The following is a 16,787-nucleotide window of genomic DNA, read 5'->3' as shown; positions in this document are numbered from 1 at the left end:
CTAAATAGAGGAATTAAGTCATGCCAAGTGAAATTTTTCTGACGATTGAAACAGAAGATGGTGAATCTCTGTCTGAAGGTTCTTCAACCGAGGATAGTATTGGTGCATTTGCCAAAACTGAACATGAAGACGAAATATTCGTAATCGCTTTTGATCATAAGGCAACGATTCCAACTGACCGGCTTAGTGGTCAGGTGATGGGAAATCGTAAGCATGAGTACCTTGAGATACGAAAGCTAATTGATAAGAGCTCTCCTTTGCTGTTTCAGTGTATCGCTGAGCCTAAGGCTCTGACCTGTACTCTGGAGTTTTTCCGTCCAGCGGATACAGGTAGTGACGGGCAGCCGGTGCACTACTACACCATTGAACTGGAAGGGGCGAAGATCGTTTCTATCCGTACCTGCTCACCAAATATGCTGGATCCTGATAATGATGGTTTCCCGGCTTTTGAGGAGGTTCGCTTTACCTATAACAGTATCACGTGGAGTCATGAGATAGCCTCCAGCACTGCTATTGATAACTGGGCTGGTGCAGAGTAGTTATCGTGACTGATGTTGTTTCTTTGCGCCCGGAGAAGTATTGCTCCTCTGCAGTGATATCCCGTATATCAACTGCAGCGGGGTTGCCTTTACTGGGTTTAAGAGCGGCAAAATGGCTGATGCCATTTTGCTTGCTTTTTTTATCTGCCTGCACCGTTTGTCCGCCATCCAAGGATAACTGGAGCGGGGATATATCCGCCCAGCCTGAAGAGCAGAGTATTAATATTGAGCAAGCTGCTGACAACGGCAAAGAAGGGCTCTGGTCATGGCAGGACGGCCCAGGCCGGTGGCTATATAGCGCCAGAGAAAAACCGGACGCACCTGGTAATCAATGGGTCTATGAGCCTAATGCTATTGTTCTGCGTGTGAGTGCTGCTGATCAATTAAATAGCTATATGGGGCAGCCCCATACACTGAGTTTGAAAGTAATTCAGTTAACCAATCCGGCGATTGTTTCTGAGTTACGACAAAGTCCTTTTGGCCTGTCTGATCTGATGGCAGCGAAAGGTAAAGAACTGTCGGCCAATATTGTCCGAGAGGATATTCTGGTTGTTGCACCGGGCAGTACCCGTGAGCTGGTTTTAGATCGAGAGCAGGGTGTCCGTTATCTGGCCTTGGTGGCAGGTTATTTTGAGATGGAAAGCAGGAAAAGTGTTCGTATTATTCCTATTCCATCGGTTCAGGCTCGGATTCTACCCTGCTATGACACAACGCCCTGGCCATTTGGGGAGCCGCCACCACCTCAGCCTGATGATCTGCCTGCGCGCCTGAAATTATGGTTGGACATGTCCTCTTCAGAAATTAAGGGCTTACAGGTACAGGCTTATTAAGAAAGATCAGATGACGCATTCTGATAAGCATACAGAAGCGGAGGTACTGAATTTGGGCACCATCCGGAAACTGCAAACGCTGTTAACCGATCAATGCTCTGTTGATTGCTTGTCCTGACAGGCACCGCTGTCGGCAAAAGACGGATACGAAAGGATATAGGCAGGATTTACTTTGAATACGAATAAACCACTGTACTGGCACCAAGGGCTGTTTCTACAGCCAAACCATTTTCAGTATCAGGACGCATATAACGAGTTTATCCAGTCGGTTATCCGTAGAACGGTTGCTCCATTGGCATGGGGGGTTGCTTCAGCCAAGGTTGATACGACTAACCTGGATGCTGGTCAGATCGGGTTCTCTCAGCTTAGGGTGCTATTTCAGGATGGCACTCTTTTCTCTTTCCCTGAAAACGCACGTTTAGCGAGCCGCCTGTTTGACGGGCCTGTCTGGGATGATCGCAATAAACCTCTGCGTATCTATCTCGGGGTTAAGAAAAGAAATGAAGAACCTTTGGTGCAGCGTGAAATTTCCGGAGCATCGGATAATACAACGAACAGTCGTTTTGTTATTGATAGCCAGAGTGCCACGCTGAGCAACCGATATGAGCAAGCGGAACGGGTTGAAGCTCAAGTGCTTTCTCTTGAGGGGAAACTGTGGTTCGAATCAGAGCTGGACCAGGCTGTGGGCTATGACCTGATTCCTGTTGCCCAGCTGATCCGTGCAGGAGATCAGGTCAAGCCTGACAAAAATTTTATTGCACCCTGTATCACGATGCGTGGAGATTCTAATCTTGTTGAACTACTGCGCAGTATTCGTGAAGAGGTTTTGTCCAGAACCCGCCAGTTAGAAGAATATAAGCAACCGGCAACCAGTTATACGGTTTCGGAGTTTAATCCCCGGCAAATGCGTTATCGGCTGGCACTGCAGGTAATGGTGCGTTATGTACAGTCATTAACCCATATTTTGGAAATTCCTGATTTGCCACCGGAGCGCGCTTATACCTGTCTGCGGGAGTTAACGGCTGAGCTGTCTGTCTTTACTCCCTTATCAAGTGCTACCTGTGAGATAGCCCCGGAAAATATTGTTTTGCCTGCTTATAACCATCTTAAGCTTGGTGATTGTTTCTCTGTGGCTCATACGCTTATCCATCGTCTGTTAAACGAGATCACGATCTCATCTGAAGCTATGGTGAGTTTTGAGCGTCTCGATAATGCAAACTTCCGAGGTGTGCTTGATAGTGAGATGCGTGAGCGTAAAGGAACCTACTTCCTTATTTTGCGCACTGTGCAGTCGCAGGATACCTGGTTAGAAGATTTCCGTCGGTACTCCAAACTTGGGGCTGAAAGTCAGGTTGCACTTTATCAGGCAAGAGCACTTCCGGGCGTTGGCAAACATCTGCTGAACAGCCGCCCAGAGGGTTTACCCAGTCGTCCGAATTCCCACTATTTTAGCCTGGATGTAACATCGAGCCTTTGGCATAGCGTTGAGAGTGATGCCTGTCTGAGTCTGATTTGGCCCGGCGCACCGGAAGATTTGAAAGTAGAGCTGGTCTCACTTAGGGGGTAACCATGCACTTGATTGATAGTTTTGTAGATGTACTGGTTTACGTCCAGCAGCAGAAAGCAATGATTAGCACGGGTGTTCAGCCAGATTTTGAAGAGGTTCGACTCAACGTGGAACGTCTTTTAACAGAGAAATCCACCCTTTATCTGGAAGGGGGGTATCAATCTGAGCACTATGACGAAGCCCGCTTTGCGGTTGTCGCATTTATTGATGAGACACTGCTGGATAATGCATGGAAAGACTCAGGCCGCTGGGCAGCAGACCTGCTGCAACGTAATTATTACCGTACGGCATCTGCTGGTATTGAGTTCTTCGATCGCTTGGCAGATCTAAACATGATTGATCCTGCTCATCGGGATATCCGGGAAGTCTATTATTACTGTATGGCCTTAGGCTTCAGTGGCCGCTTCTTTGAGCGTTCTGAGCGCTCAGTTCTTGAGCGCATCCGCCTTGATACCTATCAGCTTCTTATGGCGGGGCAGACAAGTCGTTTAAACGATGACGCAGAGCTGTTATCGCCTGAGGCCTATCCTGAGATCAGTCAGCGAAATACTGAAGTAAAAACCGGGCGTTGGACACCTTTTATTTTTGGTGTTCCTGTTCTGGTTCTGGTTATTACCTATGTGGCAATGAAACTTGATGTTGTCAGCATGGCCAACCACCTGGTTTCCCTGATCTGATCAGGGTTGTTGCGGACTTAGAATAAGAAGACGGATCGTGAAAACATTTCTTCGAGTACTATTTTATCTGCTGATCTGGCTGGTGATCTTTGCGATTACCATAGGGTTGGGTTTATTTCTTGGCTTCACTCCCCAGGAAGGTGCCATCGCAGCGGTGGGTATTTTCCTGCTTTGGCTGACTTACCGGCTAATAAAGCGCGTGCTGATTCGCCTGCACGCCAAAGGCCGTATTAAGCAACTGATACGCTTGGGACGAAAGGATGAGGCGCAGGAGCAGCTGAAGGCTGATACCTCAGGTCTGGAACGCCGCTTTACCTATGCCATGCGTTTTCTGAAGCGCAGTCCGAACACGCATGCCTCTGATCCTGTTTATCAGCTGCCATGGTCAGTGATGCTTCCTGCCAGAAGTCATGATGCTGAGCGTTTGATTAATGCTGGCCAGCTGGTTCTGCCTTCGGGCCATAAAGAGATCTTTACAGGCGAAGATTGCCAAACAGAGTGGTGGTTGCACAATGAAGGGGTTGTCCTGCAGACACCCGCGGGTATCTGTGCCAGTGGTGGGGCACTGAACCCAGAGTGGGGACGATTACTTGAGCTGCTGGCCTCCCGTCGCCCTGCAGAGCCTATTAGTCATGTTTTATTGACAGTCTCTCTGGCAGAACTGGCTGCTAAAAATGAAGATGAGCTGTATCAGCAGGGCATGATTCTACGTGAGCGATTGGATCAGGTGATTCAGACTCTTAAGGTGAATTCTCCGGTTTATTTAGTTTTTAATGACCTTGAACATTTTGCCGGAGGCCGCTCTCTTTTACAGCATCTGCCCGAGCAGATACGGGCTCAGGCCTTAGGTCATCATTTCCCGCAGGAAGGTGACCAGCTTGAAACAGAGACTCGCGTTAATACGGCTCTTGATGGTCTTGCAGAGCAACTGAAACAGCTGAACCTTGAGCTGATGGGGCGTGGTATTGTTGATGATGCCATTATGTTGTTGCCCTCTGAGTTGGAGCAGTTGCGCTCTGGTATTCGTGCTTTCTCGAAGGGAGTCTTCCAGAATAGTGTCTTTCAGGCATCGCCTCATTTACGGGGGGTATACTGGATGGGTGCCGAGGATTCGGCCTCTGACAATGACTCATCTGTTGGTGCCGGTCTTTTTGTTAAGGATTTCTTTACCGAAATCCTGCCTCGGGACCGGGGCGTTGTGAACAAAATCCCCGCTGCTGTTCGTGCCGAGCGCTGGATCAGGAATCTTTGGTTCACCGGTTTTGCTTCTATTACTGCTTTACTCTGGGTTGCTCTTATATATACCTATACCGGCGACAAAGGCTTTTTAGAGTCTCTTGAGCAAACATTTGCCGGTCAGATTGTTCAGCGAAGCGATCTCGGTGGAAATATTGAAAATGGCGAGCAACTGGTTGTACTGATTCAATCTCTTGAGCAGCACAGTTTTTTCCCATGGATTGACGATTCAACCTCTGAACCTCTGTTTGTGAGCAAACTAAAGGCAATTTACGTTGACCGGGTCTGGAATGATCTGGTTATGCCTGTAGATCGTCGAATCGAGCGTTCTTTGAATAAAGCGCTATTTGATAACAAGCTGCCACCGAACGAGGCTGCCCAGGAGATCGCTCGCTACGTTGGTATTCTTGTTAGGGAAATTAATATCCTGCAGGACTTCCTGGCAGGTAAAGACATGGATGCCTTGTCAGCTTTGCCTCCGCTTTATCAGGCCGGTGATCAGCTTTTGCATCAGGAACTGGCTGAGTCTGAGTTTGACAGCCTTAACCGTTTGTATTTGCAAATGCTTTACTGGGCAACCTCTACCGATAGCTATGAGTCGACCCTGCAGCGTAAGCAGCGTCTTCTGAAGCGTATTCTTGCAGACCATCCGGATAATTTGAACTGGTTGGTAGACTGGGGGAATACTGCGGGAAAGTCCAATGAGGTCAGGCTAGCAGACTTTTGGCAAGGAAGTGTGCCCCTGGACCGTAATATTCAAGTTGCTCCGGCATTTACGTTAGCCGGTAAAGCGATGATCGATGATTTTATTGATCAAATCCTGGCTACGGATCAGGCTGCAGAGCGTATTAATGCTCTTATACCGGGTTTCCAGGAGAGTTATCGTAAGCGTTATCTCGATGCCTGGCGACAGTTTGCCCTGAATTTTTATAAAGGCACAGATGCGCTTTCTGGTCATCTTGACTGGCAAAGTGCTGTTGACACTCAGGCGACTGGAAGAAACCCCTTTTTCAATCTTCTCAACCGAATGGCGGAAGAGCTTGGCCCCTATGAAGTCATGGATGCTAAGCCGGATTGGCTGTTCATGGTCTTTTACTACAAACAGATGGTGACATATGCCCCTGCGGATAAAACGGACTCAGGCGGTAATGGGGCTCTTGCGAAGCTGGCACTCAAGGTTGTGGGTAAAGCCGGTGCGGCTGGTAAGGCGGTAGCTAAAGCGGGTAAGACGGCATTAAAAACTCAGAAAAAGCTCAACAAAGGTAAAAAAGGTGGCGGAGGTTCACCTTCTGATGAGGAACGGCTTGCTGTTGTTGAGCAGGCTGGGGCTCTTCTGGGGGAGTATAAGCAGTTGATCGAGTCGATTGTTTTTAATTCCGGTATTCGCTCTACATCGTTCAGCTCTATATCTGGCCTGTACGCAAGCCCTGATAACCCGTCCCAGGGAGAGACTGCCCTGGCTCAGACTTATGCGCGCATGAAGACCCTGCAAGGAATGTTAGGTAAGCGGAGTCGCCAGAATGAGGCTTTCTGGGCTGTTTTTGCAGGCCCGATTCATTTATTCCGGGATTATATGACGCAAGAGGCTGCCTGTGAGCTTCAGGAGCGTTGGGAAAATAATTTCCTTGCGGGTATGCAAGGTGTTCCTGCTTATAAAAGAACGAGCTTTCTTTATGGTGAGGGCGGGCATCTCTGGAGTTTCAAAGATGCTCAGCTGACGCCTTATGTTAAACCTAAGTTCGGCGCAGGCTTTGTTCCTGTTCTTGCATCCGGCAAGGCCTTTCCCATGGAAACAGAGCTGCTTGAGTATCTGGCCAGAGGGGATGATTTCCGCAAACAGCAGCAAAGCCGCTACACGGTTATTGTGAAATCTCGACCTACTTCAGCAAACCCTGAGGCTCAATATCTACCTCGAAGAACGGTATTGGAGATGCAGTGCGAGCTTGGGCCGACCCGGTTAGAGAACCTCAACTATGCTCAGGATCGGGCCTTTGTTTGGGATCAGACCTGTGCCGATACAACGCTTCTGATTAATATAGGCCGTTATACCTTGGAAAAACGCTATCCTGGGCCTCAGGGGTTCGCACGATTTTTAAAAGATTTCCAGAGCGGGCAGCGACGTTTTGTCCCTGATGACTTTCCAATTATGCGTGATCGTCTGCTTGATTATAAAGTGTCTTATATCGATGTTCGCTACGAGTTCCGCGGTTATAAACCTGTGATCAAAACGTTGGCAGCATCAGATCTTAAGCCGCCACGCCATATTGCTGCCTGCTGGAGTTCATAGAAGATGGATTCCCGTAATGCTCTTATTGCATCTTTGATGATCAGGCCTCAGGAGCAGGAAGCCCAGTTACCCTGTCGGGTGTTATTTGCCGGAGCGTATGCCGGTAATGTGCAGAATGATGAGTTGATCTTTCGTCAGATTCGCCTCAACTTGCAGAAACCTGAGCAGGCGATGCACGAGTTGGGCTGTGCTGTAGATTTTTCCGAGGTCATGCCTGAGTGGCGTGAGCCTTATGAGATCAGAACACTTGAAGATTTTCACCCGAGTGCTCTGATTCAGCGTTCACCACTTCTGAGTTATGCGGTGAATCTGCGGGATCAGCTGCTTGCCGATATCTCTCCTTCCGAGTCTCTGTTAGCTGAGGCAAAGGACTTTCTCGAGCGTTACTCCCCGCTGGAACCCGCACAGCAGACCGATGATTTTCTTTACGCCGATCTGGAAGTTTGCTTGACGGATCTGCTGAGCCAGCTTTTGCACTGCCCGGCATTTACTCAACTTGAGTCTCTATGGCGACAGCTGTACGCACTTTGTGAGTCTGTTCGTTATCACAAGGCCAGCGATATCGTGCTGCTGAATTGCAGTAAGGCTGATTTAGTCGATGATCTGGCTGGCGAAATGATTCGCAGCGAGCTTTATGAGCGAGTGTACAGCCGTGAGTTTGGTCAGTTTGGTGGTCAACCATTTAATATGCTGGTTGTTGATTTCTACATGGAGCAGACGGAGCAGGACTTGAGCCTGCTTCAGACCTTGTCAGATGTCGGCTGTAGTGCACACTTGCCGGTTGTTGCTCCTGTTTCACCTCACTTTATCGGTTTTAATGGTTACGAACAGCTGCTGGGTCAGTCGCTTGATGAGTGGTTTGAGAACCCTCGTTTTATGCCTTTGCACCGACTTGCGGAGCAGCCGCGCAGTCGCTACCTGTTTCTGGTGCTGCCTGACCAGGTTACCCGGGCACCTTATCATGGCAGTTTTTCCGGTTTCTTCTTTCAGGAGCAGGTTGATGCAGATGGTTGCTCCTTACTGTGGGGTAGCAGCTGTTACTCTCTGGCGGCCACGGTACTGAATACCTTCGATAATCAGTCTTCTTTTAGTCAGATGACCGGCAGCTTTTATGGTCGGGAGTTGCTACATAAACCTTGGCAGGACCCGATGGCAGATATGATGCTGTCGCCTCTTGAGGTAGATCTTCCAACATCATTGGTAACAGATCTGTCCCGGCATGGCTTCTGTGTGTTATCTGCTCTGCCGGAAGAGAACTCCAGTTATTTCCCCCAGCTTAACAGTCTCCACCAGCTGGCCCTGAGTAGCGATAAGGCTGTACCTGATGCACAGCTACCTTATCTGCTAACTATTTGCCGGGTTGCTCATATGATGAAGCGAGTGTTCCGTGAGCAGATTGGTTCAATGGATGAGCCGGAACAGTTACGACAGAAGCTTGAGCAGTGGCTTAAGAGTTTCGTGGTTGACCTGGAGTCACCGGCACTGGATGTCATGATGAAAAAGCCTTTTCGACAGGCTGACGTTATTCTTCGTAGAGCGGAAGGTTGTCTTATGGAGGTGCGCTTACAGCCACATTTGCGTTATATGGATGAGCGTTTTCAGCTTTCCTTAGATCTTATCCTGCAGGAGGTAGACTGATGGCTCGTCCTGGTTTTATAAGCTTTACTGGCTCTGCCCAGGGGGCGCTGGAAGGCCCGGAGAAACAGTTGACTCGTAATGGCCTGAGTCATGTTTTAGTTTTCAGGCATGGTATAGATCTGCCGAGTGCTGATGACAGCAGAGTTTTAGGGGGGCAGCCTATGCATCGACCTGTCGAGGTGATTAAGCCTCTGGACAGAATCTCCCCTCAGCTTTATCAGGCGCTTTGCGAGCGGGAAGTGCTAACAAAAGTCGTGTTGTTCTGGTGTCATTTTAACAATAGCGGAACATCTGAGCTGCTTTATGAGATAGAGCTTAAAAATGCCAGGCTTGTTTCATTGCAACCTGTAATGCCGGATCTGCTGACCAAAGGTCAGGAAGATTACCCTTATTGTGAAAAAGTCAGTCTCTTATATGAGTCTGTAAGCTGGCGTTATGGGCCCTCTGCTGAGGTCGAGTTTGAAGCCCGTAATGAGGCGGGTAAAGCATGAATAAAGCAGGGCGTGTGTGATGAAGGCTGGCTTACTTCGACGTCTAAATGATGATGTTTTGCAGGGTGATATTGAGTCTTTAGCTGCTCTTCTCGCGTTGCAGCTGCAGGATCTGCTGAATGTGAGAGCTGGCTCCTGCCTTTCCAATATGGAGCTTGGTTTACCTGCAATTTCGCCCGTTCAGCTACAGGGTGATACGGTTCAGGCTCAGCGGTTGGCAAAGGTGATTCAGCTGCAGGTTTCCCGTTTTGAACCACGGTTACAGCAACCTGAGGTGACCGCTAAAGGGGATCAGCAAGGTGTCATGCTATTCACCCTGAAGGCATTTTTTGAGCAGAGATATGAAGGCTACCAAGTTAAATACCAAATTCGGATCGATAGTGATAGCCGGGTTGCTGTTTTGTGTACGGGGCTACAGTCCATTGGGCCTGCCCATCGTTGAGTTGCAAGAGTGTTTGGCATACTGTCAGGACCACAGGTATAGCCTAACCCGATAAGAACAGTGGGTCTGAAATAAGAAGAGTACTTATGGCAAAAATTGATCGCCATTATCAGGATGAATTAAACCGCCTGCATGAGATGGCTGCTGAATATGCAGAGTTGAACCCGTCGCATGCAGGCCATCTGGCCTCTGTCGGTAGTGACCCGGATGCAGAGCGGATTCTGGAAGGGGTTGCTTTTCTGACCGCCGGACTCCGTAGTGAACTGGAAAAAGACCAGACTCAGTTGTTACAGAATGTGCTGCAGGTTGCATCACCGGATCTGTTACGCCCTCTGCCATCTATTACTCTGATGCAATTTAAAGGGCGGTCGGCTCTCAAAGAGTTACTGACTTTACCTGCCGGCACTCCTGTTGCCGGTAAAACACCCCAGGATGATAGCATCTGTGAATTTCGTACTCTGATGACTTCAGGTGTATTACCTCTTGAGATCAGTGATGCGTCGTTCTGTAAATCCCGGGAGAAAGAAGCGGGAGCAAATTGTCTGAGTGTGAGTTTTCGCTTTACCTTTGGGGATAGTCTTTATCTGGCAAATAAGCCTCTGGCGATCTACCTGCATACAGCCCAGGGAGTGGCCGCTAGGATGCTCGATGCGCTACTGCAGCACTGTGTTGGTTCAACCGTGGTCTGGCCGGGTCAGCAGGTCGAGTCTATGGAGCCTCCTGCCTGGAACACGGATCTTATGCAGTGGGCCTTTTTGAGTGATGATCAGCCGGAACTTCCGGCGCAACGTCTGGCCCGTCGTTATTTCTCTGCTCCCGAATTAGCTCAGGGTTTTTGTTTTCGGTTGCCGGAATCGGCGGCTGAACAGTGCGCCACTGAGTTCAGTGTAAATTTTTATTTTGACTCATCTGCAGACTGGCCGAAAGCTGATCTGGCAAAAGTGCTACGGCTTAATGTCGTTCCTGCTGCGAATTTGTTTACCCGTGATGCTCCTCCCAGAGTTCGGGATTTGCGACAGGTTTATATGCCGTTGGCACCGCGGCAGCGGGATGGTGAATTTCTTTGTGTATACGGTATTGAGCAGGTTTCCGGACAGTATCGCAGCGAGCCGGAACGTCATCTTTATTTGCCTTTCTGGCGTCAGACCTCAATGGATTCACTCTGTTACCAAGAGCAGTTAGCCACTCATCCGGTAACGGATGAGCTGGAGCTCTCTATAGCTTTAGGTGGCGGAGAACGTGATGAGCAGGAGGTCATTAAGGCCCGTGTGTACTGCACGAATGGGGCCGACGCCAGTACGATTCCGCCGGGAAGGGTTGCTGATTATATCTCTGGTTCGCCGGAGCTGGTTCAGTTTGAAAACCTTACAACCCCAACGCCTTATCGAAAGGCGCTCTCATCGGAGCAGCAATATTGGCAGGCCGTGCGCCAGTTGAGTGGTAATTTGATGGGACATCTGACAACGGATCGTTTACATGCGGCTCTGAAAGAGTTAGTGATGCAGGCGAGTCCTGATCTGGCTCGTCAACAGATTAATATGAAAAAAGTCGATGCTATTCAATCGGTTGAACTCCTGATGACGGATCGCTTGGTTTCTGCGATGTCGGTACGGGGCTATGAGGTCAGTCTTGTTCTGGCAGGTGATCATTTCTCTTCTAAAGCCGAGATGCATCTGTTTGCCCGGCTACTGCAGCAGTTTTTTATCAGTCTGGTGCCGGTGAACTACTTCTGTTTGCTTAAGGTGACAGATCAGCAGACGGGCGAAGTGCTGCAGTGGTCGCCAATGCTGGGTAGGAAGCCATTGCTGTGATACTTGATGACCTGTTAAATCATGGCCACAGATACAGTCTGTTGCAAGCGTACCGCTTGCTGGTGCAGCAGTTTGGATCTCAGGTACGGATTGATCTTGAACCTGCTTTGGGGCTGGACAGTGCCCGAAGTGTGATTGAAAAAATTGAGCAGGTATCGGCTTCCCATTTCCGAATAGAGCTGAATATTTTCAATTTGTATGGTCGTAACGGGGCTCTGCCTGCTTATATGACGGACTACCTGATGCAGTCAGAGCAGCAGGAAAAGGGCGTGGCAAGGGCGTTTCTGAACCTTCTGAATCAGCGTATTTACCAGATACTGATTCAGGCTCAACAACGTTCGATGCTGGTTTTCCAGGAAAAAGATGATCTTGAAAACCGTTATTACGACCGTTTACGTGCGATGGCCGGAATATCCGATGCAAGCCAGGAGCCTGAAGGTGGCCTGTTAAGGTATTTCCGTTTACTGACATCTCCTTATCGCTCTGCTGCTGGCCTTGAAGTGCTATTGAGTGACTTTTTGGGTGATGTGCCTGTAAAGGCGCGGCAGTGTGAGCTACGTCAGGTTTCTCTTTCCCGACAGTCGCATTTAAAGCTGGGGCAGCAATCTGCCGGGCTTGGCGAGGGCTCTTTGTTAGGTAGCCGTATGCCTGAAGCTATCGGCAGTTTTGTCCTGGTTGTTGGACCTGTGGCTTACAGTCGTTTTGACCAACTGATCAGCGATAAGGAGCAGTGGCGGCAGCTCCGGGAACTGATTCGCCTTTATTTGCAACAACCCCTGCGATGTGAACTTGAATTTTTACTGGATTGTACCGGCATGAATCAGAGTTTTAGTGATTCATCACAGATCACTTCTGGCCTAAATGGTTGGGGACGCCTGGGCAAAAATGCCTGGTTACTGAAGCCTGATTTTACTGCCATAGATGGTTCGTCTTATCAGTTACAAGCCCGAATAGCGTTGGATTAATTTGGAGCACCCTATGTTGAGCTATCGTATGAAAAATATGATCAGTTGGTTTCTTCTGGCGATTGCTGGAGTACTGATCCTGTTCTGGGGGTATCAGAAAAGCCATGAGTCTAAAATGATCCGTATTGCTACGGCATCAAAAGGCGGATACTACTACCAGTACGGCACGCTATTAAAGCGCTATATTGAGAAAAAAACCGACTACACCGTGCAGTTGTTGGTGACTCGGGGATCCGTGGATAACCGGGGTAAACTGCTGGCTGGTGAAGCGGACTTTGCCATTGTCGGCACGAACTCAGTGTCTTTACAGAACCTCTATATGGTTGCCCCTCTGTGGCGGGATTATATGCACTTGGTGGTGCGTAAAAACAGTGACATTAATTCATTGGCTGATATGGCAGGCAATAGCATTGCTTTGGGTAAGCCGGGTTCCGGTTACCGGGCTCAGTCGATGAAAGTGCTGGATCATTTTGCATTGGAGGCAGAGCAGTTTCGCAGTAATGATGTCTATTTCACTCAGCTGTTAAGCGATGCTTCACTGGAGGGGGCCATCGTGACAACCGGCCTTCTCAATCCTGATCTTAGGCAGGTGATGGCCAGTGGCTTGTTCAAGCTGGTATCACTGGAGGGTGCCGAGGGCTATGCTTTGAATCACTCCCAGTTAACAACCGGCAAAATACCTGCGGGCGTATACAGTACTGTCGCGGGCCCGGCTCCGGCTGAACCGGTAGCGACTACCGTAACCTACGCTGTTATGGCGGCCCGCCCAGGCCTCCCTGAGAAGATGGTTCAGGCTGTACTTGATCAGCTTAATAGCGACCAGGTTCGGGCTGATGCTCCGGTCATGTTGGATATTAACCCTACTGAAGACTCTGTATTACGTTATCTGCCGCTGCACTCCTTGAGTAACCGTTATTACAATCCGTTTGTGGGCCTGGATAATTTTTCCCGATTGCTGGGGCAGATCGCTGAGCACAAGGTGCTAATACTTGAAGGCCTGATCATTTTTATTGTGGTAGTGGTGCAGTTAAGTCAGTTGCGTCGCCGACGTATTGAGCAGGTTCGGGTTAATCTTGCGGCTGAACTGGAGTCTGTTTTTCGCCAGACTGTTGAGATTGAGCGTAATCAGAAAGATGCCCGGGACTGGCGTTTGCTAAAACAGTATTTGGTTGAAGTGATGCGCCTTAAACAGCAGGCGGTAACCCTGGTTCAGGGATCGGAACTGGCAGAATCTATGTTATTTCTGAGTACTATCCAGCAGTGTGCTGATGTGATGCGTCAGCTTGAGTGGCGCTTGTCGGCGATGCAATTGAGTGAAGCGGCCCGGCAGGAAGTTGATGCTGCCCGCTCCCTGGTTTCTGAGTAACCTGAGCTCGATAAGAGAGCGAGTGTTAGTGGAATGAGAAAAGAGGCTTCTATGGCATCGTTGACAGCTGAACATGACGGGGCAGGCACTGCAGGCTCCTCTGGGGATAAAGCTATTCCTAAGGGTGGCTCTTTGATGGGGCGGCTTGGTTTAACACTGGTATTTGTACTGCTCTTTAGTGTCAGCCTGAGTGCGCTGTTGGCATATTTTAATTTTGAGAAACGGCACAGAGAACTGATCAGCTCACGCTTACAGGTGATGCTGGATGAAGTTCGTCTGGGTATTGATTATGGAACAGGCCTCGGCCTCCCGGTGAGCAGCCTGACAGAAACCGGTGAGCAACTAAAAAATCTGGTTAAGGCGGATCCGGCAATTGATAAAGCCGTTGTTTATTCAGCCCAAAAACAGCGCTTATTTCAGGCGGGCTCAGCTGAGATTTCCGGTTTGATTCCTCCTGGCTGGTTTCAGCAAGTGGCGAATGAAGTACCGGGCTCAGGTGTTCACCTTTTGATTCGGGAAACCGATGACTACCTGTTGGTGGCAGAACCAATTTTTAATACCTTTAATGTTCAGTCCGGCATTGTTGTTCTGGCATATAGTCGTGGTGCCTATCAGGCTGAAAATGCAATGCTTATGAAGCAGCAAGCCTGGCAATCAGGCTTGGGTGTTCTGGTTAGTGCTCTGGTTGGTCTGAGTTTTTTATGGCTGATGATGCGGCGCTTGCGCAGGCAGATTCTGCGTTTGAGTGGAAGTCTGGATCGCCAGCTGAAAGGAGACGCTGTTCCTGAAAAAGCGCCTAATGTTAACGCGTTACAGCCGCCGGACGAATTGGAAGCCCGGTTCCAGCTATTACATGACCGCGTGCAGGAGGCACAAAAAGCGTCATCGAATCCCAGCGACTCCCGGCAAAAGTAATCATTGCTGTTAGGGCTCGCTGGCAGAGGAAGTAAAACAATTTATGAAGCGTATCTCTCTGTCAGGCAGTGTGGTGTTTATAGCGGTACTGGTGATTGTAATCGGGACAGCTATCAGCGCCGGGATCTCACTTGGACTGATCAAAGACTCTCTTAAACCCGCCCAGCAGGTAAAAGCGGTCACTGTGGCCCAGTCAACAGACCGGTTAGTATTACATCTACTGGATCAGGGGGTTCCACTGAGCCGCTTCGGTCGAATGGATCAGGTACTTGCCAGCCGTTTAAAGGGGCATGCTGACCTTGAGTATCTGGCTATCTATCAGCCTGATCAGAATCGTATTCTTTATCAGGCCCAGACTGATACGACGGCACTCCTGTCCCCTATAACCTCTCTTATGACGGCAGAGAAGCAGTTTGCACTTTATCGCTATCCTCTGATGCAGAATGGTCAGCAGATCGCTGAGATTTGGGTTGGTTTTGATCCCGGCTTTATGGCTCAGGTGTTTGAAGAGATTGGTTATGATATTGCGACTATTTTAGTTGTGACGTTGTTGCTGGCCATGGAACTCCTGATGTTTATCACCACCTATCACATTAAGACTCCTATGTTGGGTATCCATACTATGTTGGATAAGGTGGCGGAGAAGGATCTGCGTGAGGTGGTTTATTTTCCCGGGAAAGATGAGTTATCTCACTTAGGAAACCGCGTAGCTGCCGCCATGGGGAGTATGACGACCCGACTCAGGAGTGTGGCCCTGGGAAGTGGCTACCAACTACCGGAAGGAGAGCCCAGGCGAGTCGGTCTGGCTCGACTGTCTTTTGTACGGCCACCACTCTTTCTGGTGATTTTTTCTGAGTCGATGTCACTTTCTTTTTTCCCGGCCTACGTCAATGCACTCTATGAGCCGATTGCCGGTTTATCTCCGACGATGGTGATCGGTTTGCCGATCTCAGTCTTTATGCTGGTTTGGGCTTTGTCCTTGCCTGTTGCAGGGCAGTGGTCAGATAGTGTGGGCCGCAAGAAAGCTTTTATGGTGGGTGCAGGACTTACTGCCGTAGGGCTCTTGTTAACAGCCTGGTGCGATAATCTCTGGCAACTGTTGATTGTGCGCTCCATCACTGCCGTCGGCTACGGTATTGTCTTTATTACAGCTCAAGGCTATGTAACGGATAATACTACGGTTGAGAACCGTACAAGGGGTATGGCGATGTTCCTGTCCGGCTTCTTCTCTGGTTCTCTGTGTGGTGCGGCGATTGGGGGTATTCTCTCAGATCGCATCGGTTTTGAAGCGACCTTTATGCTATCTGCGACCCTGTCACTGATTTCAGCTGTTTTTGTTATGCAGTTCTTTGAAGCTAAAGAGAAAGACTCGGATGCACCGCCACCAGCGGTTTTATCTTTCAGCGACTTTACGACACTGCTGACGGATAAGTACTTTCTTCTGATCACGTTTCTGTCGGCTATTCCTGCAAAGCTATTGCTAACAGGCTTTCTTTATTATGCCGGGCCGGTTTATCTGAATGAGCTAGGGGCAAACCAGTCCTCTGTAGGGCGTATTCTTATGGCCTACGGTTTGGCTATTGTGCTGGTCTCTCCTCTGAGTGCCTGGCTGGGGGACCGACTGAAGAATAAGAGTGCTTTTATCATGTTTGGTGGGGGCTTATCTGCGCTGGCGCTGTTTGCGGTTTATCTGATTCCCGGGATTTACGGCATGTTTACCGGAGTATTACTGTTAGGGGTTGCCCATGGTGTGGGAGTTTCACCCCAATTATCACTCCTGACAGAGAAAGTGAAACTAAAAAATGGACTTACCTTGGGTAAGACTATCGGAATTTTCCGTCTGACAGAACGGATTGGGAATATCGCCGGGCCACTAGTGGCAGCAACGTTGATCAGCTTTATGGGGTTCCAGAACTCTTTCCTCTGGCTCTCCTCCGGCGTGGCGGCCAGCCTGATATTACTTGTGGTTCTTTATTCTATGTTCCGTTCAATGGATCAGCGGCAGTTACAAGAGGTATAGCCA

At 49.3% G+C, this 16,787-nt stretch carries 13 protein-coding genes; all 13 read left to right on the top strand.

Features of this window, described 5'->3' with window-relative positions:
- Positions 1-20: 20 nt before the first annotated feature.
- The 13 genes from tssD (ACN0R8_RS03075) to ACN0R8_RS03015 all read left to right on the top strand — a co-directional run bounded on the left by tssD (ACN0R8_RS03075) (position 21) and on the right by ACN0R8_RS03015 (position 16,784).
- Positions 21-539 carry a type VI secretion system tube protein TssD gene (tssD, locus tag ACN0R8_RS03075; RefSeq protein ID WP_078319118.1) on the top strand — a complete coding sequence of 173 codons (519 nt, stop codon included), beginning with the start codon at positions 21-23 and terminating at the stop codon, positions 537-539.
- A 5-nt stretch (positions 540-544) separates the two neighbouring features.
- Complete coding sequence (tssJ, locus tag ACN0R8_RS03070; protein WP_417594957.1) at positions 545-1,369, top strand: type VI secretion system lipoprotein TssJ; 825 nt, start codon at positions 545-547, stop codon at positions 1,367-1,369.
- A 172-nt stretch (positions 1,370-1,541) separates the two neighbouring features.
- Positions 1,542-2,936, top strand: coding sequence for a type VI secretion system baseplate subunit TssK (tssK, locus tag ACN0R8_RS03065; RefSeq protein WP_417594955.1), 1,395 nt, complete (start codon positions 1,542-1,544; stop codon positions 2,934-2,936).
- Positions 2,937-2,938: 2 nt separating this feature from the next.
- Complete coding sequence (gene icmH, locus ACN0R8_RS03060; protein WP_417594953.1) at positions 2,939-3,613, top strand: type IVB secretion system protein IcmH/DotU; 675 nt, start codon at positions 2,939-2,941, stop codon at positions 3,611-3,613.
- A 37-nt stretch (positions 3,614-3,650) separates the two neighbouring features.
- Positions 3,651-7,136 carry a type VI secretion protein IcmF/TssM N-terminal domain-containing protein gene (locus tag ACN0R8_RS03055; RefSeq protein WP_417594951.1) on the top strand — a complete coding sequence of 1,162 codons (3,486 nt, stop codon included), beginning with the start codon at positions 3,651-3,653 and terminating at the stop codon, positions 7,134-7,136.
- A gap of 3 nt (positions 7,137-7,139) precedes the next feature.
- Positions 7,140-8,774, top strand: a complete 1,635-nt coding sequence (locus ACN0R8_RS03050; RefSeq protein ID WP_417594949.1) for a type VI secretion system contractile sheath domain-containing protein — start codon at positions 7,140-7,142, stop codon at positions 8,772-8,774.
- A complete protein-coding gene (tssD, locus tag ACN0R8_RS03045) occupies positions 8,774-9,265 on the top strand; it encodes a type VI secretion system tube protein TssD (RefSeq protein WP_417594947.1) in 492 nt (163 codons plus the stop codon). Before ACN0R8_RS03050 ends, tssD (ACN0R8_RS03045) begins: the two co-directional genes overlap by 1 nt.
- A 19-nt stretch (positions 9,266-9,284) precedes the next feature.
- The gene (gene tssE / locus ACN0R8_RS03040) at positions 9,285-9,707 is read left to right on the top strand and encodes a type VI secretion system baseplate subunit TssE (protein WP_417594945.1); all 423 of its coding nucleotides are present in this window, start codon (positions 9,285-9,287) and stop codon (positions 9,705-9,707) included.
- Between the two features lie 86 nt (positions 9,708-9,793).
- Positions 9,794-11,518, top strand: coding sequence for a type VI secretion system baseplate subunit TssF (gene tssF / locus ACN0R8_RS03035; RefSeq protein WP_417594943.1), 1,725 nt, complete (start codon positions 9,794-9,796; stop codon positions 11,516-11,518).
- Complete coding sequence (tssG, locus tag ACN0R8_RS03030) at positions 11,515-12,483, top strand: type VI secretion system baseplate subunit TssG (protein WP_417594941.1); 969 nt, start codon at positions 11,515-11,517, stop codon at positions 12,481-12,483. Before tssF ends, tssG begins: the two co-directional genes overlap by 4 nt.
- Positions 12,484-12,496: 13 nt before the next feature.
- Positions 12,497-13,849: a TAXI family TRAP transporter solute-binding subunit gene (locus ACN0R8_RS03025; RefSeq protein ID WP_417594939.1), complete on the top strand. Its 1,353-nt coding sequence runs from the start codon at positions 12,497-12,499 to the stop codon at positions 13,847-13,849.
- Positions 13,850-13,900: 51 nt separating this feature from the next.
- Entirely contained in the window at positions 13,901-14,764 is an 864-nt protein-coding gene (locus ACN0R8_RS03020) for a hypothetical protein (protein ID WP_417594937.1), read from the top strand.
- A gap of 43 nt (positions 14,765-14,807) precedes the next feature.
- The gene (locus tag ACN0R8_RS03015) at positions 14,808-16,784 is read left to right on the top strand and encodes an MFS transporter (protein WP_417594935.1); all 1,977 of its coding nucleotides are present in this window, start codon (positions 14,808-14,810) and stop codon (positions 16,782-16,784) included.
- The last annotated feature ends 3 nt before the right edge of the window (positions 16,785-16,787 follow it).

Source organism: Oceanospirillum sp., from assembly GCF_048265165.1.
Classification (GTDB): Bacteria; Pseudomonadota; Gammaproteobacteria; order Pseudomonadales; family Halomonadaceae; genus Oceanospirillum.
Note: the sequence above shows the minus strand (reverse complement) of the source record. Positions and strands in the feature narration are given on the sequence as shown.

Excerpts from the sequence above, each read along its gene's own strand:
- tssD (WP_078319118.1), top strand. The coding sequence starts at position 21 with ATGCCAAGTGAAATTTTTCTGACGATTGAAACAGAAGATGGTGAATCT.
- icmH (WP_417594953.1), top strand. The coding sequence starts at position 2,939 with ATGCACTTGATTGATAGTTTTGTAGATGTACTGGTTTACGTCCAGCAG.
- ACN0R8_RS03050 (WP_417594949.1), top strand. The coding sequence starts at position 7,140 with ATGGATTCCCGTAATGCTCTTATTGCATCTTTGATGATCAGGCCTCAG.
- tssD (WP_417594947.1), top strand. The coding sequence starts at position 8,774 with ATGGCTCGTCCTGGTTTTATAAGCTTTACTGGCTCTGCCCAGGGGGCG.
- tssE (WP_417594945.1), top strand. The coding sequence starts at position 9,285 with ATGAAGGCTGGCTTACTTCGACGTCTAAATGATGATGTTTTGCAGGGT.
- tssF (WP_417594943.1), top strand. The coding sequence starts at position 9,794 with ATGGCAAAAATTGATCGCCATTATCAGGATGAATTAAACCGCCTGCAT.
- ACN0R8_RS03025 (WP_417594939.1), top strand. The coding sequence starts at position 12,497 with ATGTTGAGCTATCGTATGAAAAATATGATCAGTTGGTTTCTTCTGGCG.
- ACN0R8_RS03020 (WP_417594937.1), top strand. The coding sequence starts at position 13,901 with ATGGCATCGTTGACAGCTGAACATGACGGGGCAGGCACTGCAGGCTCC.
- ACN0R8_RS03015 (WP_417594935.1), top strand. The coding sequence starts at position 14,808 with ATGAAGCGTATCTCTCTGTCAGGCAGTGTGGTGTTTATAGCGGTACTG.